The following is an 18,563-nucleotide window of genomic DNA, read 5'->3' as shown; positions in this document are numbered from 1 at the left end:
TCATTGTACTCTCTTGCTCGGTGACTGCACCTGGGGCGGTTGCTCAGCGCTATCGGCCTGAACGGCTCCAACCAGCGGCATCCGCGCCAAGCTGGCCACGAACGCCAGCAGGCAGGTCAAACAGCCGATCCACAACGTGGCCTGTACCGGAGCGCTGGCAGCCATGAAGGCACCGACCAGCGCCACCCCGAGAGATTGGCCCACGGTGCGCGTGGTACTGAGCACGCCGGAGGCACTGGTGCTGAGCTCGCGCGGCGCGCTGGTCATCAGTTCGCGGTTGTTGGGCGGTTGGAACAGCCCGAAGCCGACGCCGCACAGTGCGGTGCGCCACAAGCTGTCCAGCACGCCGGCATCCTGCGGCAACAGCGCCAGCGAGGCCAATCCCAGCATCAGCAACACCAGCCCCAGACTCGCCATCACGCTGGGATTCACCCGATCGGCCAGCCGGCCAGCCAGTGGCCCGACCAGCATGATAGCGAGCGGCCAGGGCGTGAACAGCCAGGCGGTATGCAGCGGCGAGAACCCCATTTCCTGCTGGTAGAGGAACGACAGCGCGACGAAGGCCAACCCCTGGCCGACGAAGGCGAGCCCCGAGGCGGATACCGCCAGGCGGAAGCGAGCCACCTGAAACAGTCGCGGCGGCAGCAGCGGGTGACTCGCCCGGCGCTGGCGGCGCAGGAACAGCCAGCCCGCCACCACGCTCAGCGTCAGCCAGGCCAGAGCCTGCCACAGCGGTGCGCCGTGGCCCAGGGTATCCATGGCCAGGAAGAAGCTGCCCAGCATGACCACCGACCCCAGCGCACCGCGGCCGTCGAAGCCGCCACGCCGCCCTTTCTCGCGCGGCAGCGCACGCCAGGCCAGCCACAGTGAGACAAGCCCCAGCGGCAAATGCAGGGCGAACAGCCAGGGCCAACTGACGGCCGACAGCACCAGTCCGCCCAGCGCCGGACCGGCGGCGTAGCCACCCGCCACTACCAGGGCGGAGAGCCCCAGCGCACTGCCCAACAGCCGGGTGGGAAAGATCGAGCGGTAGAGCGCAGGGCCAATGGAAAGGGTCGCCGCCGCCCCCAGCCCCTGCAGCGCGCGGAAGAGCAGCAGCCACTCCAGGCTGCGCGCGAGCGCGGCCCCCAGCGAGGCCACCACGAACAGCGCCAGCCCCACCACGTAGAGGCGGCGACGACTGATCATCTCGCTAAAGGAAGCGCACACCAGCAGGAAGGCGGCGCAGACGATCTGGTAGAGGTTGGTGACCCAAACCGTCCTAGCGGCAGATATCCCCAGGTCGCGCGCGATGGAAGGCAGCGCGATGTTGACCATGGTGACGTCCACCACGGCCATCAGGGTGCCGAGGATCAGCGCCAGCACCGCCAGACGTCGCTCAGGGCCCGGCAGGCCGTCGTCGCCCTCACGATCCTCGAATAGTCGACTTCTCAAGCCCTTCCTCCTGCGTGGAGTCGTTCGCCAGCGCGACGCCGGCAATGAGCCCGGCAGCCACGAACGCCGCTCTAACCCGGAGCATTGTATCAGGCATACTGAACTCCGAAATGCTCGAAGGCGATGTGCGCGTCGGCTATGGCGAAGGCCGACGCCGCATTGTCAGCGCCACCTTCACGGCATCGAGCATGGCCCTGGGCACCGGCAACTGAGCCTCGAGGCTTCGCGAAGGCTGCACCGCCGGGGCCAACGTGCCCTGGCTTCCGAAGGAGGTCCTCCCTCTCTTCCCCTCGCGGTGAGGTTGACGTCCACCCGAGAGAAATTCAGCATCAGCACTGCATCATTTCGCTATATACAGTACTACATAACGAAATGCTTTACTGATATCCTCCGGCCGTGGACCACCTGCCCTCCCGCTCTGAAGCGAGAGCAATCAGGTCGGTCGGCAATTCACCAAGCGGTTCAACTGGCTGTCATCCAATCAAGGAATTCCGCCATGAAAAAGACACTCGTCCTTCTATCGATGGCGTGCTCGATACCCGTCTCAGCACTCGCCGATGAACTGCGCGTTGCCGTCGCCGCCAACTTTCTGGGCAGCATGGAGCAGTTGGCCGCCGAGTTCGAAGAACGAACCGGTGCCAACGTCGTCATCAGCTCGGGGGCCTCCGGCGCCTTCTATGCCCAGATCGTCAACGGTGCGCCTTTCGACGTCTTCTTCTCGGCTGACAGCCAGCGTCCGGAAAGGCTCGTCGAAGAGGATCTGGCGCTAGCCGAATCGCGCTTCACCTACGCCATCGGCGTCCCCGTACTGTGGTCGGCGGACGAAGGGCTAGTGGACGATCAGGGCGAGGTGCTATCCTCCGGCAGCTACCGTTACCTGTCCGTGGCCGATCCGCAGAATGCCCCCTACGGCCTGGCGGCACAGCAGGTACTGACCGAGATGGGGCTATGGAGTGAGCTGGCGGAGGAGCAGCGTATCGTCCAGGGTCAGACCATTGGTCAGGCGCACAGCCAGGTGGCATCGGGGGCGGCAGAGCTGGGCTTCGTCGCCCTGGCGCAAGTCATCGGGGAGGATGGCGACATCAACGGCTCCTACTGGATTCCCCCCGCCGAGTATCATGACCCCATCGTACAGCAGGCCGTCATCCTGAATACCGTTCAGGATGTGGAGCTGGCCGAGGCCTTCATGGAGTGGATCAAGAGCCCACGCTCCATTGAAGTCATCGAGGCGGCGGGCTACAGCGTACCCGAGTAAGTGCAACGAAGATTACTGAGCGCATGTTCGAACTCAGCGACGCCGCGCTGACGGCGCTATGGATCACCCTGAAGCTCGCGACTGTCAGCACGCTGGCCCTGTTGGTGCTCGCCACCCCCCTGGCCTGGTGGCTGGCGCACACACGCTGGAGGGGTAAGGTGGTGATCGAGGCGCTCGTCGCCTTGCCCCTGGTGATGCCCCCCACCGTCATCGGCTTCTATCTGTTGGTGCTGCTTGGCCCCAGGGGCTGGGTCGGCGGCTTTCTCGAATCCATCGGCGTGGGGCACCTGGCATTCAGCTTCACCGGCATCGTGATCGGCTCCATGCTGTTCTCGGTGCCGTTCGTGGTGCAGCCGTTGCAGAATGCCTTTGCCGGAGCCAGTGGTCGGGTACTGGAAGTGGCCGCCACCTTGCGGGCATCTCCACTGGATCGCTTCTTCAGCGTGACCCTGCCTTTGTCACGGCGCGGCTTTCTGACCGCAGGTGTACTGTCGTTCGCCCACAGCCTCGGCGAATTCGGCATGATCCTGATGATCGGTGGCAATATCCCTGGGCGCACCCAGGTCGCTTCCATTTCCATCTACAACTACGTGGAAACCATGAACTACAGCGCCGCTCACTCCCTGTCACTGGTGCTGGTGCTGTCTTCTTTCACGCTATTGATGATGGTATTCGCCCTCAACCGGCGCTTCAAGGTGGTCGGCGTGGCTTGAAGACAGCTAGTCTTGAAGGAAATTAAGGCATGACCCTGCAGCTTGATTTCAACGTCGACCGCGGCAGCTTTGGCCTGGAGGCGCGATTGAGCCTGCCCAGTTCCGGAGTGACCGCCCTGTTCGGTCGCTCCGGTTCGGGCAAGACCACGCTGTTGCGCTGTATCGCGGGCCTGGAACGCCATCCCGGGCATCTGAGCTTTCAGGGAGAGGAGTGGCAGAGTTCCCGACATTGCGTACCCACCCATCGGCGCCCGCTGGGCTATGTGTTCCAGGAGGCCAGCCTGTTTCCCCACTTGAGAGTGGCGCAGAATCTGGCATACGGCTTCAAGCGCATCCCACATCAGCAGCGCAGGATCGAGTGGGATGAAGTCGTCCAACTGCTGGGGCTCGAGCATCTGCTGGCACGCTATCCGGATGAGATTTCCGGCGGCCAGCGTCAGCGCGTCTCCCTCGGAAGGGCGCTATTGACCAGCCCTCACTTGTTGCTGATGGACGAGCCGCTGGCCTCATTGGATGCCACCAGCAAGGAGGAGATACTGCCGTTCCTGGAGCGCCTTCGCGACGAACTCGAGCTGCCCATCATCTATGTCAGCCACTCGATGGAGGAGGTCATACGCCTGGCCGACCACATGGTGCTGCTTGACGCAGGCAAGGTCGTTGCCCAGGGCAGCCTGCAGGCGCTGTTGACCGCCAGGGAGCTGCCCTTCGTACGGACCGAGACGTCGTCGACGGTACTCGATGCCCGAGTAACGAACCCGGAGGCGGAGGATGGTTTGACGGAGCTCGAGGTCGCGGGGCAGCCACTGCTGGTCACGCGCCACTCCGCGCCGAGAGGCCAGCAGGTCAGGGTCAGGATCATGGCGCGTGATGTGGGATTGGCGCTGTTTCCCCCCGAAGGCATCAGTTTTCTCAATTGCCTGAGAGTCACACTGTTGGATAGTCAACCCGGGGTCGTACCCAGCCAACTGTTGCTGAGGCTGGCGCTGGGCGAGCAGGTAATGCTGTCGAGGATCTCTCGACGGTCGGCCACCCACTTGCAGCTGCAGCCGGGGCAGACACTCTATGCCCTGATCAAGGGCGCCGCCTTGAACTAAGGAACCGCTTCTCAATCTACCGCGATGATGATGTGGGATGCCTTGATCAGAGCGGTGCACTCCTGCCCCGTGGCCAGCTGTAACTCCTCCACGCTGTCGTTGGTGACGATCGCGGTCAGCGTGCGATTGGCAGAAAGCTGGAGCTTGACCTGGCTGTTCACCGCGCCCGGCTTGATATCGCTGATCGTGCCAGAAAGGCGATTGCGCGCGCTTGTCCTTGCCACGGGACCGGGAGACAGCAGCACGAAGCTGGCCTTGATCAGGGCGATAGCCGTCCTGCCCGGCGCTAGCTGCAGCTCATCGACGCTGTCGTTGGTGATGTTGGCAACGACCTTCAGCCCCTCGTCCAGATCCAGCGTTACGTTGCTGTTGACGGCTCCTTTGTCGATAGCGATGACCTCTCCCCGTAGCTGATTGCGAGCACTGGTTTTCATTGCGATGGCCCTCAGCAAGTGATCGATTTCATCGAAATTGGGCGTGCCCCGGGCGATTTCGCCAAGAAAGCGCTCATACTCCGCCTGCATACGCCGCCACGTGTATACCATCTGGCGCCCGAACTCAGTCAGCCGGGTGCCGCCACCGTGCCGGCCTCCGGTTTCCCTGACGACCAGAGGTCGTTCCGACAGGTTGTTCATCGCCTCGATGGCATTCCAGGCGCCTTTGTAGCTCAGTTGAACGGCCTTGGCGGCCCGGTTGATCGACCCGGTGACCTCGATCTGTTCCAGCAGTTCGATACGCTTTCCTCCCAGATAAGCCTTTCCATCACGCTTGAACCAGAGCTGTCCATCGATTTCCAGCGGCGCTTTTGAGCAGTCGGTGGGATGAAAGTCGGTCATGTAGGCCATCCGTAAAGAAAGGCGTTCCCGTACTACGGGACATTGAGGCTTGGACGAGAGGTGGCCATAGGCATGGACACGACACCGAACGACCGGCGTCAGTCCTGATCGGTATCGAGCAGCAGCGAATCATCGACCTCGGAGATTTCCAGCGCCGTTTCGTCGTCCAGATCGATCGCCAGGTAACTGTGCTCGACCTGCAGGAAGCGCTGGAACAGCGCCCAGTCCAAGGCCTCGGGCCACTGGCGCTCGTCTTCTTCCCAGGCGCGCAGCTCGGTCTCGAGGATCTCGAGGTAGCGTTCGCGCACGAAGGCTTCCAGCGCCTCCGGGGTGTCCATCTCGGGAATCAGGTAGACGGTGCTTTCGCGTTCGACGTCGGCCAGGGTGAGGTCGTCCTCCCCCATGGTGGGTTCCAGGGCATTTATCCAGTCCACGAAGTGCCGGGTAGGCCTGACGCTCAGGGCGGAGCGGTTGAGCAGTTTCATCACGGTCTCCTCGACGTCGAAACGGAGATCATTATGGGCGCTACCGCCGCCGCTTACCAATACTTCCGCCGGCCGGTAGACGAAGTCCGGGCTTGATCCGTCATAAGAAGTAACGCGACAGGCGAATGCCGGAGAGGAGGTCCGGCGCCATGGATGGCGCCGGTAGCTCCCAGGGATGGGCTCGGTGCGCCTCCTCGAAGGCATGTCCCCCGTCGCTTCAGCGGCTTGCCGGGTCGAAGCGCAGCCCCTTCACTCCACTTCGGGGCGCATGGCCGGGAACAGCAACACATCCCGTATCGAGGCGCTGTCGGTGAACAGCATCACCAGGCGATCGATGCCGATGCCCTCACCGGCGGTGGGCGGCATGCCGTACTCCAGCGCGCGCACGTAGTCGGCATCGTAGTACATCGCCTCGAGGTCACCGGCCTCCTTCTCCGCCGCCTGGGCGCGGAAGCGCTCGGCCTGGTCCTCGGCGTCGTTGAGTTCCGAGAAGCCGTTGGCGATCTCGCGCCCACCGACGAAGAATTCGAAGCGCTCGGTGACGAACGGGTCGCTGTCCTTGCGCCGCGCCAGCGGGCTCACCTCGGTGGGATAATCGGTGATGAAGGTCGGGTCCTTCAGGCGGTGCTCGACGGTCTTCTCGAAGATCTCGATCTGGATCTTGCCCAGGCCCCAACCATCCTTGACGTCGATGTCCAGGCGCTCGGCGATCTGCCGCGCGGCGGTCTCGTCGGCCAACGCCTCGGCGTGAATGTCCGGGTTGAACTCGAGGATCGAGTCGAACACGCTGATGCGCTTGAGCGGCTTGCCGAAGTCGTACTCATAGGTCTCGAGCACTTCACCCTCGGCGCTGCGCACGGTGTTGACCACCGTGGTGGTACCCAGCACCTTGAGCGCGACGGTGCGCAGCATCTCCTCTGTGAGATCCATCAGGTCATGGTGGTTGGCATGGGCCTGGTAGAACTCGACCATGGTGAACTCGGGGTTGTGCCGGGTCGACAGGCCTTCGTTACGGAAGTTGCGGTTGATCTCGAAGACCTTCTCGAAGCCACCCACTACCAGGCGCTTGAGGTAGAGCTCCGGCGCAATGCGCAGGTACATGTCGATGTCCAGCGCATTGTGGTGGGTGATGAAGGGCCGCGCGGTGGCGCCACCAGGGATCGGCTGCAGCATGGGGGTCTCGACCTCCATGAAGCCGCGCTCCTCGAAGAAGCGGCGCATGGCGCTGATCACCCCTGCGCGGGTCTCGAATACCCGGCGCGAGTCGGGGTTCATGATCAGGTCGACGTAGCGCTGGCGGTAGCGCGCCTCCATATCGGTCAAGCCGTGGAACTTGTCCGGCAACGGGCGCAGGCTTTTGGTCAGCAGCCTGGCTTCCTCCATCATCACGTAGAGGTCACCCTTGCCCGACTTGTGCACCGGGCCGCGGGTGGCCACGATGTCGCCGATGTCCCAGCCCTTGATGTCCTCGAGCACGTCCTCCGCCAGCCCCTTCTTGTCGACGTAGAGCTGGATCGTACCGGAGGGGTCCTGAATCACCAGGAACGGGCCACGCTTGCGCATGATGCGCCCGGCCACTGCCGCAGGACGATTCAGCGACTCCAGCTCGCCCTTGTCCTTCTCACCCAGCTCGGCCACGAGGTCAGCCGCCAGGCTGTCGCGGCGAAAATCGTTGGGAAAGGCGCTGCCGCCGGTGGCATCGGCACGCTCGCGGCGCGCCGCCAGTTTGACCCGACGCTCGGCAATCAAGCGGTTCTCGTCGGTCTGGGGGCTTTCCGGGGAAGAGCTCTGGTTGGCCATGTCGTTACCTGTTAAGAATTCGCTACGGGCGGCGAGCCACGAGCCACGAGCGCAAGCGGATTGGCTACCGCTCGCGGCTCGTGGCCCGAGGCTACAAACCTTGCTTCAAGCTGGCTTCGATGAAGGCGTCCAGATCGCCGTCCAGCACCCGGTCGCAGTTGCTGGTCTGCACGCCGGTCCGCAGGTCCTTGATGCGCTGGTCGTCGAGCACATAGGAGCGGATCTGGCTACCCCAGCCGATATCGGCCTTGGAGTCTTCCGCCTCCTGCTTGGCGGCATTGCGCTTCTCCATCTCGTGTTCCCACAGTTTCGCCTTGAGCTGCTTCATGGCGAAGTCGCGGTTGGCGTGCTGGCTGCGCTGGCTCTGACAGGCTACCACAATGCCGGTGGGCTCGTGGGTGATACGCACTGCGGAATCGGTGGTGTTGACGTGCTGACCGCCCGCGCCGCTGGAGCGGTAGGTATCGACGCGCAGATCCGCCGGGTTGATATCGACCTCGAAGCTGTCGTCGATCTCCGGCGACAGGAATACCGAGGCGAATGACGTATGGCGACGGCCGCCGGAGTCGAACGGGCTCTTGCGCACCAGGCGGTGCACGCCGGTCTCGGTCCGCAGCCAGCCGAAGGCGTGGTCGCCCTGCACGTGAATCGTGGCCGACTTGATACCCGCCACTTCACCGGCGGAAAGCTCGGTGATCTCGGTCTTGAAGCCGTGGTGCTCACACCAGCGCAGGTACATGCGCAACAGCATGTTGGCCCAGTCCTGGGCCTCGGTGCCGCCGGAACCGGCCTGGATGTCGAGATAGGCGTTGTTGGCGTCCATCTCGCCCGAGAACATGCGCCGGAACTCGAGCTTTGCCAGGCTCTCCTGGAGCCCATCGAGTTCCTTCTTCACCTCGGCGACGGTGTCCTCGTCCTCTTCCATCTCGGCCAGCTCGAGCAGGTCGCGGCTGTCCGCCAGACCCTGGTCGAGTTCGTCGATGGTCTCGACGATGGCCTCGAGGGAGGCACGTTCCTTACCCAGCTTCTGGGCGTACTCGGGGTCGTTCCAGACGTTCGGGTCTTCCAGCTCGCGGGAGACTTCCTCTAGCCGATCCTTGCGTTCGGCATAGTCAAAGATACCCCCTCAGGACGTCTGTCCGTTCGGCCAGGTCCTTGATGAGGTTGTGAATGGGGTTGGTTTCCAGCATGGGCTCGCTCGCCTGATTCGCATGGAGGACGGCTGCCGGGGCAGGCCATGGACTCGCCCCGGCAGCGCCGAAAAGGCGACTATTGTAGCCAACTCGGCGATGGGACGCACCCTTGCCGAAGAGAGGGGGCGCCTATCTCGAGATGCCTGCCCAGCAGGACGGAAAAGCACCAAGCCCGGCATATGCCGGGCTTGGAACGAACGCTTGGTCTGTACCAAACGTATGATTGCCGATCAGAAGCGATAGGTCAGCTGGGCACCGAAGCCGTGGGCTTCGTTCTTGTAGTCGGCGGAGTATGAGGCCGGCAGCGGGCCAACATCACGCGACTGATTGACCTGTGTGCCACGCTCGGTGAGATAGGAATAGGCAAAGTCCAGGGTCAGATTGTCAATAGGCGTCCAGCCGGCACCGATGGAGAAGATACGACGATCGTCAGACGGAATCCGCACACTGCGGGTCAGGTCGTTGGTGGGTGTCTTGTCGATGGTCACACCCGCACGCAGCGCCAACTGGGGGGTCAGCTGATACTCACCACCTGTGGAAAACGCCCAGGCATTGGAGTAGTTCTGCTGCTCGTTGATGATCTCACTATCAATTGAACCCTCGACCAGAATCCGATCAAAGCGGCTCCAGCGCGCCCAGGAAGCACCGGCCATCAGCTTCAGGCGGTCGGTCATCTGCTGAGTAATGGAGAAGTTGACCGTTTCGGGGGTCGTCAGGTCCAGCTTGGCATCCTGGTTCTGACGAACCGCCTCGGCGCCCCCGGATGAGCGTGAGGTGCCCTCCAGGGTATAGTCCACCTTGGAGCGATAGGTCAGGCCCAGCGTGGTCTCGGGAATCGGGCGATAGATGATACCGATGTTGTAGCCCCAGGCCTCGTCATCACCCTCCACACGGACCTCGCCGTCTCCCTCTACCGACGGTGGCACATTAGCCCCCTGCATAAGGCCGCCCAATGTGCTAACAGGAACCTTTGACGCTAGCTCACCATCAACGCGGTTATAAGTAATACCGGCCCCAACAGACCACTGTTCATTAAACTTGAACGACAGCGTCGGCTGGGCGCTCATCACCGTTACCTCGGTGTAGTTACCCATGTAGCGTCCATCGAAGCTGCTTTCGTACTCGGTCTTTGCGCCGAAGGGGGCATAGACACCGAAGCCAAAGGCAAGACGCTCATTGATCGGGTGCGCATAGAAGGCAAAGGGTACGAAGGTACCCGGCACCATATCTCCCTCGGTGCTTCCATCGACCGGATACGGCCCAAGGGACGAGCCTCTCGACTCAATATCGGAATTAACGTTCAGGTACGTCCCGCCCGCTGTCACCTGCGCCCGGTCGAGGAACGACATACCCGCCGGGTTGCCGAATACGATGGTGGCATCGTTGACGTTGGAGCTCCGCCCGGCGTGGCCATAACCCTGGCCACTGACGCTCTGCTCGTTGATCTGGTAACCGCCAGCGTTGGCCTGGCTAGCGAAGGCGGCGGCAGCGATGGCCACGGCCAAGGTAATCTTGTTGAACTTGTTCTGCATGACTCGGCGTCCTCTTCCAGATGGGCTGGAGCTGGTTGTACGTTCCGCCCTCGCTCCGGGGCGGTGCCCTACCCGACCAGTTTTCGCCAAACACTCATTCGGATCAAGGCCAAACGTTCGTTTTAATGCAATAAATGCTAATACTTTAGTTGTGTTTTGGCAGAAGCCGTTGAACTTTTCCATAGACATGGCGCGCCAGGCGCATTCAATTGCGCCCAATCATCCGCTTGACCTTTGTGTAACCCAAAGGTTTTACACTGCCATGCATGGTGTCAAACAGTTGGGAGATTTTCCCATGAAGGTCAGCGAACTGGCCCGTCATGCCGGCGTCACTGCCGAGACGGTACGCCACTACACCCGGGAGGGGCTGCTCCACCCCGAGCGAAACCCTGACAATGGCTATCAGCTATACGATCAGGCCGACCTCGAGCGACTGCGCTTCATTCAGCGCGCACGCACGCTAGGTTTCAGCGTGGCCGAGATCGGCGACATTTTGGCCCATGCCGATCAAGGCGACTCGCCCTGTCCCATGGTGCGCGATCTGCTGGCCAGCCGGTTGCCCCAGATTCGCGCTCGCATCCGCGAACTCGAGGCCCTGGCATCCCGAATGGAACAGGCCCTCGACGCCTGGGCCGAGATGCCCGACGGGACTCCCGACGGCCACAGCCTATGCCGGCTGATCGAAAGCTTTCCCGAGGAGACGAAATGAGTATGCTCCATATTGTACGCAACGTGCCGGGAATGAGCTGCCAAGGCTGCGTCAAGTGCATGCGTGAGGCGATCCAGGCGCAGGATCCCGAGGCCGAGGTCACCGGCTCTCCCGCCGAAAAGCGTCTGGTCGTGTATTCCCGGCTGGACGACGATACCCTCGATCGTCTACTGGCACAGGCCGGCTATCCAACTGGACCGGCCGAGGCTGTCGAGGCCGAGTCAGACAACGACGCGACAGGACTCGCTGAAACTACGCTTGAGCAAGGTGCCACCGAGCCGCCTTCCGGCGCCGAGGGTGGAGTCACCCATCGCCTGTCGATCTCGGGCATGACCTGCGCCAGCTGCGTCAGGAGCGTGGAGCAGGTGCTTGCACACACGCCGGGCGTGGCCACGACATCGGTCAACTTCGGCACGCGGGTGGCCCAAGTACATGGCCAAGTCGATGCCGAAACTCTAGTGAAGGCGGTGGAAGCCGTCGGCTACGGCGCCGAGCCCATCGTAGACCTGCGCCAGGCCGAGGAAGCCCGTGCCGCCAAGGATACCGAGACCTACCGTCGCCGCTTGCATGGCAGCTTCTGGTCGCTGGCGCTGGCCATGCCGCTGATGGCCAGCATGTTCGTCTATCACCCGCACCCGGTCGGCTGGGGGCGGCTCTACTGGCTGGCGATCGGGCTGCTGACGCTGGCGGTACTGGTGGGTCCGGGCCGGCACTTCTTCGCCAATGCCTGGAAGAATTTCAAGCACCATCAGGCCAACATGGACACCCTGATCGCCATGGGCACCGGCACCGCCTGGCTCTACTCCATGGGAGTGGTGGCCTTCGCCCCTTGGCTGCCGGCGGTGGCCCATGGCATCTACTTCGAGGCCTCGGCGATGGTCATCGGCCTGGTGCTGCTGGGTAACGCCCTGGAGCTTCGCGCCCGGGGCCGCACCAGCGAAGCACTCAAACGCCTGCTCGACCTGCAGAGCCGCACGGCACGAGTGATACGGGGAAGCGACGAGCAGGAGTTGCCCATCGATGAAGTACGTGAAGGCGATCATATTCGCGTGCGCCCCGGCGAGCGCTTGCCGGTGGATGGCGTGGTACTCAGTGGCGTCAGCCATATCGACGAATCGATGCTCACCGGCGAGCCGCTTCCGGCTGCCAAGGGTGAAGGCGACGAAGTCAACGCAGGCACCGTGAACGGCCGAGGCGGCCTCGTTTATCGCGCGACACGCGTCGGTGCCGATACTCGTCTGGGCCAGATCACCGAGCAAGTGGCGCTGGCGCAGAACTCACGCCCCCCCATCGGCGAACTGGCCGACAAGGTATCGAGCATCTTTGTGCCTGCGGTCATGATCATTGCGGTGATCACGGCACTGTCCTGGTACAACTTCGGTGCTGAGCCTCGGCTGATCCACATGCTGGTAACCGCTACCACGGTGCTGATCATTGCCTGTCCCTGCGCCTTGGGGCTGGCCACTCCCATCTCGACCATGATCGGCGTAGGCAAGGCCGCCGAACATGGTGTGCTGGTGAGAAGCGGCGAGGCACTGCAAACGGCAAGCCGCCTTACCACCCTGGTGGTCGACAAGACCGGCACCCTGACCGAGGGCAAGCCACGCGTCACCGATGTACACTTCCTCGCCGACGACGAAGCGATGCTTCTCGGGCTGGTAACGGCGCTGGAGCGCGGTTCGGAGCATCCGCTGGCAGCCGCCCTGCTGGCTTACTCCCAGGAAAGCGGGCTGACCGGCACCGGGGCGGTGGAAGTTCACGACTTCGACAGCGTCACTGGCGGTGGCGTCAAGGCCACGGGACCGAACGGCGAGGCGCTCCTGTTGGGTAACGCCCGGTTGTTGAAGGAAGCCGGAGTCGATCTTTCCGAGGGTGCTGAGCTCGCTGCCGGGCTCGAGAGAAACGCCCGCACCGTCGTTCACCTCGCCGTTAACGGACGGCTGGCCGCTCTATTCGGCATCAGCGATCCGCTGCGTGCCGACACCCTCGAGGCGATCCAGCGTTTGCAGGCCGACGGGCTCAGGGTGGTGATGCTCACCGGCGACAACGAGCACACCGCGGCGGCCATCGCACGCGAAGTAGGCATCGACGACTTCCGCACGGAACTCCTGCCCGAGGACAAGCACGCTGAGATCGAGCGCCTGCAGCAGGCCGGCGAGGTGGTCGGCATGGTGGGCGACGGCATCAACGATGCACCGGCTCTGGCTCGCGCCAATGTCGGCTTCGCCATCGGCCAGGGCACCGACGTAGCCATCGAGAGCGCCGGTATCACGCTGATGCGCAGCTCCTTGCACGGCATTGCCGATGCCATCGAGATCAGCCGCATGACGCTACGCAACATCAAGCAGAATCTGGTGGGTGCGTTCGGCTATAACGTGCTATGCATCCCCATTGCCGCCGGGGTGCTCTACCCCTTCACCGGTATGCTGCTCTCGCCGATGATCGCCGGTGCCGCCATGTCGCTCTCCTCGATCACGGTGGTCAGCAATGCCAACCGGCTGCGGCTACTCAAGACCCGCGGCGATATCCACGCCGAGCGCCATGCGGCGCCGGCTGAATCCCAGGAGGCCCTGTCATGAGCTGGTTCGTCAATCTCGTCGGCATGGTTCTGATCCTAGCCATCGCCTGGTGGTTCTGGTGGCGCCGCTGAACCATGCCCAACAGGCAGGATAAAAGTACCTGCTAAGCTGAAGACATATGGCAGAAAGAGAGACAGCCATGCCCAGGCTCAACGGCGTTCTCGAGACCGCGCTCTACGTTGACGACATGGATCGGGCGCGGGTCTTTTTCGAAGGTGTGATGGGGCTCGAGCCCTTCAATGCCGACCACCGCTTCACCGCCTACGATGCCGGCGCCAATACGGTACTGTTGTTGTTCCACCAGGGCGAGACGCTGGAAACCGTAGTGCTGCCCAACGACATGGGTACCATCCCGCCCCACGATGGCAAGGGGCGGGTACACCTCGCCTTCGCCATCGACGCACGCGAGCTGACCGCCTGGGAGCGACAGCTCAGCGACCACGGCGTGGCCATCGAAGGGCGCACTCATTGGCCCCGCGGCGGTGAAAGCCTCTACTTCCGCGACCCCGACGGCCACCTCATCGAGCTGGCCACGCCGGGCGTCTGGCCCAACTACTGACAAGAGCCATGCCCACCGAAAAGTCGGCGAGCACAGCCACTTTTCAGGGAAACGCTGAACAAATCGACGAGCGAGATGAAGCGCAAGGCGCACGGAGCACAGGAACCGGAGCATATGGGGTATATGTGAGGATTCCGACCGGGCTGGCGCACCAGCACCGCGCAACGCAGTGATTCGCTCGCGCAGGCATTTGTGCAGTGTTTCCCTAGCTCACACCCATATAGCGGCCGGGCTTGTGATTGAGGGCAATGATCAAATTGAGCGCCACGGCGCCGAGCACCGAGAGCCCCACCCGCTCCGGCGGCAGCACGAGAAAGGCGGCGAGCATGATCAGTCCGTCGATGCCGAGCTGCACGTAGCCGGCACGCAGGCCATAGCGACCCTGCAGATAGAGTGCGAGGATATTGATGCCCCCGAGACTGGTGCGGTGACGAAACAGCACCAGCATGCCGATGCCGATCAGGCTGCCGCCCATCAGCGAGGCATAGAGCGGGGTCAATGTATCGAAGCTGATCCATTTGCCGGTCAGCTCGGAGAACAGCGATACCAGGGCGATGGCAACGAAGGTACGCAGGGTGAACGACCAGCCCATGCGCTTAACGGCCAGGTAGTAAAATGGCAGGTTGATCAGGAAGAACCACACCCCGAAGCGCCAGCCGCTGGCATATTGCAATAGGAAAGCCATGCCGGCGGTACTGCCGGTGAGCAATAGCGCCTGGGTATAGAAGGTGACGCCTAGGGCGACGAACAGCGTGCCCACCAGCATCGCCATCACGTCCTCGTAGGGGCGATGAGGATCGGTGGGAAGATCTTGTGGATCCATTCACGATTCCTTGGGATGGCGGGACGAGTCCCGAACGGCCCGGATTCTAGCGGGTCGAGCCAGGGAAATCATTGATCTCGCTTAGGTTGCGCGGTGCTTCGCTACCAGCGGCTCGGCATGTTCGATCATGAGCTGCAGCGACTCCTGCCCCCGCCAGCGGTTGCGACTGAGCCGATAGGCGCAGCGCAGCCTGTCACCCAAGCCAAAGGCCGGCAGTTCTCCCGGCGTCAGTGCACGAAACCAGATCGCCTTGAGGCTCGTCGCACCGGCCGACAGCGTCATCGACAGATGAGTGCCGTCGGCCCCCACCGAACGCAGCGACTCCACCAGGAACTCCCCTTCGAACAGCGGCGCATCGAATTCCCTCCCGTAGGGACCCAGCGCCTCCAGCTCGAGCAGCGTAGCCAGTTGGAACTGCCCGGAAGCCAGCGTCCCGTCGGTGAACACATGGGGAAACAGCTCGAGACCGCCCAGTTGCTCCTCCACCGCTTGCAGGAAAGCGGAGCGGAAAGCCTTGAGCCGCTCCATCGGCACGCCGACCCCGGCCGCACCGCGATGCCCGCCAAAGCGCGGCAGTGCCTCGGGCGCCAGCTCATGGACGCGCTGCAGAACGTCGCGCAGGTGCAGCGCTTCGATGGAGCGCCCCGAGCCGGTGAGCATGTTGGGCGCCGCAGCCGGTGTCAGCACCAGCGCAGGACGTCCAAAAGCCTGCACCAGGCGCGAGGCGACGATGCCCTGCACGCCGGGATGGCCGCTTTCGAGGTAGACCACCAAGGCAGGCAGGTCGGCCTCGAGCTGGGGCAAGGCCAGGGCGCGCGCCTCCTCGACCATCTCCGCCTCGATCGCCTTGCGTGACTGATTATCCTCGTCCAGCGTCTGCAAATGGCGTATCGCGGTGGCGTCGTCCCCCGCCAGCATGAAGTGCAATGCCGCGTAGGGGTCGTCAAGACGAGAACGGGCGTTGATGCGCGGCCCCATCTGGAAGGCCAGCGTCTCGGCGGAGAACGGTACGCTGTCCTCGCCCAGGCGCGTTGCCATGGCACGCCAGCAGGCGGCCTCCATGCGGTTGATCAGTGCCAGCCCGTGGCTGACCACGGCGCGATTGGCCGGGCTAGCACCCAGAGAGACACAGTCGGCCACGGTGCCCAGCGCCACGTAGGAGAGCCAGGCAGAGAGCTTGGGTGTCGCATCGGGCAGCACACCCCACTCGATCAACACACTGCGCGTGAGCGACATGACCAGCCAGGCGACCATGCAGCCGGCAATGGTACGGTCAGGATACTGGCAGTCGCTGCGTGTCGGGTTCACCACGGCATGGGCCGAGGGCGGAGGCCCTTCGATCGGCAAAGCATGGTGATCGCTCACTACCACGTCGATGCCCGCCGCCTTGAGCCGGGCGATACGCGGCTCGTCGGAGCTGCCGCAGTCGGCGGTGATCACCAGGCTCGGCCGCGGCGAGAGACCTAGCGTGCGCTCCACCAGCGGCAGGCTGATGCCATAGCCGTCGTGGATGCGATGCCCAATCAGGCTATGCAGGCGCGACTCCGGCACGCCGAAGACTTCCACCAGGGTGCGCCGGATCACTACGTGAGAGGTAATGCCATCGACGTCATAGTCGGTGAGGATACCGATGTGCTCGCCCTCGGTCACGGCGGTAGCGATGCGCTCGGCGGCACGACGACCGTCGGCCAGGCGCTCCGGGTGTTCGAGGTAGCGCAGGCTGGGCTGGGTCAGCGGTGCCAACTCGCCCTCGTAGTCGGCCAGGCGACCGGCCAGCACCCGGGCCTGCAGCTCGGTCAGCCCCTCGGCGCGGGCACGAGCATAGAGTACCTCGTTGCGTGGGCGCAGCAGCAGCCGTGTCTTGAGTCGGGCGTGCAGGTCGGGCGGCGCGGTCACGTCCAAGCGTGGCTCCTGTTTCATGACGGGTTTTGCGGCCGACTCATGGGCATCGCGGCGCGGTCTCTCGGGCTGTCCCCGCTGCGAGGGGCGCAGGGCCTATCTTCGCCGCCATTGACCACCGCTCGGGCTAGCCGGCGACAGGTCTACGAGGAGGCGCTGTAAACCCATCCCTGGGCGCTACTTTTGCCATCCATGGCAAAAGACCTCCTCTTCGACCTGTCCCCTATGCCCTCGCTACCTTGGCGAGGTGCCTTGCTGACCCTACCGCCGGTTCTCGGCCACGAACGCCTGCACCTTCGCCAGCTCCGCCGGCAGCACGGCATAGCGCTCCTCGCGCTCGAGCAAGTCGTCCATGTGCGGCGGCAGCGGCACACCGGGGAAGCCCGCCTTGACCACCGCCTCGGCGAACTTGGCCGGGTGGGCCGTGGCCAGGGTGATCATCGGCGTCTCGGCATCGGCCCGGACACGCTCGGCGGCACGGTAGCCGGTAGCGGTGTGCGGGTCGAGCACTTCCTTGGTACGGTGGTGCGCCTCGCGGATCACCTCGAGGATGGTGGCATCATCGACGCTATGGCTCGAGAACAGCTCACGCAGCCGGGCCAGGGGGGCGTCCGCCAGCGCCGTGGGCTCGTTCTGGAAGCGCTCGAGCAGCGCGGCCACGGCTTCGCCGTCACGCTCGTGGGCCTCGAACAGTAGCCGCTCGAAGTTGGACGACACCACGATATCCATGGAGGGCGCCAGGGTCGCCTTGAGCTCCTGCTTGGAGAAGTCGTTGTCGGCAATGGTGCGGTGCAGGATGTCGTTGGCGTTGGTGGCGATGATGAACTGCTTGACCGGCAGCCCCATGCGATAGGCCATGTAGCCGGCGAACACGTTGCCGAAGTTGGCCGAGGGCACGCAGAAGCTGACCTGACGGTGCGGCGCGCCCAACGCCACGCCGGCAGCCACGTAGTAGACGATCTGGGCCATGATGCGCGCCCAATTGATCGAGTTCACCGCCACCAGGCGCGTGCCATTCAGGAAAGCCTGGTCGGCAAAACTCGCCTTGACCATGGCCTGGGCCTCGTCGAAGTTGCCTTCGATGGCGATGTTGAACACGTTGTCGGCCAGCACCGAAGTCATCTGGCGACGCTGTACCTCGGAGACCCGGTTGTGCGGGTGGAGGATGAAGATGTCGAGGTTGTCGCAGTGGCGGCAGCCTTCGATCGCCGCCGAGCCGGTGTCGCCCGAGGTCGCCCCCATGATCACCGCGCGCTCGCCGCGCTTGGCCAGGAAGTGATCGAGGATGCGGCCCAGCAACTGCAGGGCGACGTCTTTGAACGCCAGCGTGGGGCCATGGAACAGCTCGAGCAGGAAGTGGTTGGCGTTGAGCTGGTTGAGCGGCACCACGGCGTCGTGGCTGAAGGTGGCGTAGGCCTCGCGCACGATACCGCGGAAGGTCTCGTCGTCGATTTCTCCGTTGACGTAGGGCTTCATCACACGGAAGGCGATCTCGGCGTAGGAGAGCCCGGCCATGCCGGCGAGCTCTTCACGAGAGAGCTGCGGGATGGTCTCCGGTACGTAGAGTCCGCCGTCGCTGGCCATGCCGGTCAGCACGACTTCTTCGAAAGAAAGCGTAGGCGCCTGCCCACGAGTACTGATGTAGCGCATGG

The 18,563-nt window shown here is 63.6% G+C and carries 15 protein-coding genes; 6 read left to right on the top strand and 9 right to left on the bottom strand.

The window, feature by feature from the left end; all coding sequences use genetic code 11:
* Window positions 1-1,434 carry an MFS transporter gene (locus HOP51_RS11555; protein WP_234274057.1) on the bottom strand — a complete coding sequence of 478 codons (1,434 nt, stop codon included), beginning with the start codon at window positions 1,432-1,434 and terminating at the stop codon, window positions 1-3.
* A gap of 496 nt (window positions 1,435-1,930) precedes the next feature.
* Between HOP51_RS11555 and modA the strand changes: the two genes are divergently transcribed.
* From modA to modC, 3 genes are read left to right on the top strand one after another with little or no spacing between them, the layout of a single operon-like run.
* Complete coding sequence (gene modA / locus HOP51_RS11550; protein ID WP_234274056.1) at window positions 1,931-2,689, top strand: molybdate ABC transporter substrate-binding protein; 759 nt, start codon at window positions 1,931-1,933, stop codon at window positions 2,687-2,689.
* Window positions 2,690-2,712: 23 nt separating this feature from the next.
* Window positions 2,713-3,402: a molybdate ABC transporter permease subunit gene (gene modB, locus HOP51_RS11545; protein WP_234274055.1), complete on the top strand. Its 690-nt coding sequence runs from the start codon at window positions 2,713-2,715 to the stop codon at window positions 3,400-3,402.
* Between the two features lie 29 nt (window positions 3,403-3,431).
* Window positions 3,432-4,496, top strand: a complete 1,065-nt coding sequence (gene modC / locus HOP51_RS11540; protein WP_234274054.1) for a molybdenum ABC transporter ATP-binding protein — start codon at window positions 3,432-3,434, stop codon at window positions 4,494-4,496.
* Window positions 4,497-4,507: 11 nt separating this feature from the next.
* On the opposite strand, the gene HOP51_RS11535 is transcribed toward modC, so the two are convergent.
* The 5 genes from HOP51_RS11535 to HOP51_RS11515 form a co-directional block, all read right to left on the bottom strand.
* Window positions 4,508-5,332 (bottom strand): TOBE domain-containing protein, encoded by an 825-nt coding sequence (locus tag HOP51_RS11535; RefSeq protein ID WP_234274053.1) that lies wholly within the window; start codon window positions 5,330-5,332, stop codon window positions 4,508-4,510.
* Between the two features lie 98 nt (window positions 5,333-5,430).
* Window positions 5,431-5,817, bottom strand: a complete 387-nt coding sequence (locus tag HOP51_RS11530) for a hypothetical protein (protein ID WP_234274052.1) — start codon at window positions 5,815-5,817, stop codon at window positions 5,431-5,433.
* Between the two features lie 249 nt (window positions 5,818-6,066).
* Window positions 6,067-7,617, bottom strand: coding sequence for a lysine--tRNA ligase (gene lysS, locus HOP51_RS11525; protein ID WP_234274051.1), 1,551 nt, complete (start codon window positions 7,615-7,617; stop codon window positions 6,067-6,069).
* A gap of 91 nt (window positions 7,618-7,708) precedes the next feature.
* Window positions 7,709-8,807, bottom strand: a protein-coding gene (gene prfB / locus HOP51_RS11520; RefSeq protein ID WP_338073045.1) for a peptide chain release factor 2 whose coding sequence is annotated in 2 segments (ribosomal slippage) — window positions 7,709-8,731 and window positions 8,733-8,807 — 1,098 coding nt in all. Because the reading frame shifts where the segments join, the coding sequence is not laid out codon by codon here.
* Between the two features lie 233 nt (window positions 8,808-9,040).
* Window positions 9,041-10,342 carry an OmpP1/FadL family transporter gene (locus HOP51_RS11515; RefSeq protein ID WP_234274050.1) on the bottom strand — a complete coding sequence of 434 codons (1,302 nt, stop codon included), beginning with the start codon at window positions 10,340-10,342 and terminating at the stop codon, window positions 9,041-9,043.
* A 295-nt stretch (window positions 10,343-10,637) separates the two neighbouring features.
* Between HOP51_RS11515 and HOP51_RS11510 the strand changes: the two genes are divergently transcribed.
* From HOP51_RS11510 to HOP51_RS11500, 3 genes are all read left to right on the top strand, one after another.
* Window positions 10,638-11,051, top strand: coding sequence for a MerR family transcriptional regulator (locus HOP51_RS11510; protein ID WP_234274049.1), 414 nt, complete (start codon window positions 10,638-10,640; stop codon window positions 11,049-11,051).
* Window positions 11,048-13,630 carry a heavy metal translocating P-type ATPase gene (locus tag HOP51_RS11505; RefSeq protein WP_234274048.1) on the top strand — a complete coding sequence of 861 codons (2,583 nt, stop codon included), beginning with the start codon at window positions 11,048-11,050 and terminating at the stop codon, window positions 13,628-13,630. Before HOP51_RS11510 ends, HOP51_RS11505 begins: the two co-directional genes overlap by 4 nt.
* 139 nt (window positions 13,631-13,769) lie before the next feature.
* Entirely contained in the window at window positions 13,770-14,189 is a 420-nt protein-coding gene (locus HOP51_RS11500; protein WP_234274047.1) for a VOC family protein, read from the top strand.
* A gap of 205 nt (window positions 14,190-14,394) precedes the next feature.
* Here the strand turns inward: HOP51_RS11500 and HOP51_RS11495 are convergent, their stop codons facing one another.
* From HOP51_RS11495 to thrC, 3 genes are all read right to left on the bottom strand, one after another.
* A complete protein-coding gene (locus HOP51_RS11495) occupies window positions 14,395-15,012 on the bottom strand; it encodes a YitT family protein (RefSeq protein ID WP_234274046.1) in 618 nt (205 codons plus the stop codon).
* An 81-nt stretch (window positions 15,013-15,093) separates the two neighbouring features.
* On the bottom strand, window positions 15,094-16,908 hold the full coding sequence (locus HOP51_RS11490) for a single-stranded-DNA-specific exonuclease RecJ (RefSeq protein WP_234274199.1): 1,815 nt from the start codon (window positions 16,906-16,908) through the stop codon (window positions 15,094-15,096).
* A 264-nt stretch (window positions 16,909-17,172) separates the two neighbouring features.
* A complete protein-coding gene (gene thrC / locus HOP51_RS11485) occupies window positions 17,173-18,561 on the bottom strand; it encodes a threonine synthase (protein ID WP_234274045.1) in 1,389 nt (462 codons plus the stop codon).
* Window positions 18,562-18,563 lie beyond the last annotated feature (2 nt).

The organism is Billgrantia zhangzhouensis, assembly GCF_021404465.1.
GTDB classification, from domain to species: Bacteria; Pseudomonadota; Gammaproteobacteria; order Pseudomonadales; family Halomonadaceae; genus Halomonas; species Halomonas zhangzhouensis.
This window is presented reverse-complemented; position numbering and strand designations above follow the sequence as displayed.

What these genes read in the sequence shown, in the direction of transcription:
- modA (WP_234274056.1), top strand. Translation starts at nt 1,931, where the DNA reads ATGAAAAAGACACTCGTCCTTCTATCGATGGCGTGCTCGATACCCGTC.
- modB (WP_234274055.1), top strand. Translation starts at nt 2,713, where the DNA reads ATGTTCGAACTCAGCGACGCCGCGCTGACGGCGCTATGGATCACCCTG.
- modC (WP_234274054.1), top strand. Translation starts at nt 3,432, where the DNA reads ATGACCCTGCAGCTTGATTTCAACGTCGACCGCGGCAGCTTTGGCCTG.
- HOP51_RS11535 (WP_234274053.1), bottom strand. Translation starts at nt 5,332, where the DNA reads ATGACCGACTTTCATCCCACCGACTGCTCAAAAGCGCCGCTGGAAATC.
- HOP51_RS11530 (WP_234274052.1), bottom strand. Translation starts at nt 5,817, where the DNA reads ATGAAACTGCTCAACCGCTCCGCCCTGAGCGTCAGGCCTACCCGGCAC.
- lysS (WP_234274051.1), bottom strand. Translation starts at nt 7,617, where the DNA reads ATGGCCAACCAGAGCTCTTCCCCGGAAAGCCCCCAGACCGACGAGAAC.
- HOP51_RS11515 (WP_234274050.1), bottom strand. Translation starts at nt 10,342, where the DNA reads ATGCAGAACAAGTTCAACAAGATTACCTTGGCCGTGGCCATCGCTGCC.
- HOP51_RS11510 (WP_234274049.1), top strand. Translation starts at nt 10,638, where the DNA reads ATGAAGGTCAGCGAACTGGCCCGTCATGCCGGCGTCACTGCCGAGACG.
- HOP51_RS11505 (WP_234274048.1), top strand. Translation starts at nt 11,048, where the DNA reads ATGAGTATGCTCCATATTGTACGCAACGTGCCGGGAATGAGCTGCCAA.
- HOP51_RS11500 (WP_234274047.1), top strand. Translation starts at nt 13,770, where the DNA reads ATGCCCAGGCTCAACGGCGTTCTCGAGACCGCGCTCTACGTTGACGAC.
- HOP51_RS11495 (WP_234274046.1), bottom strand. Translation starts at nt 15,012, where the DNA reads ATGGATCCACAAGATCTTCCCACCGATCCTCATCGCCCCTACGAGGAC.
- thrC (WP_234274045.1), bottom strand. Translation starts at nt 18,561, where the DNA reads ATGCGCTACATCAGTACTCGTGGGCAGGCGCCTACGCTTTCTTTCGAA.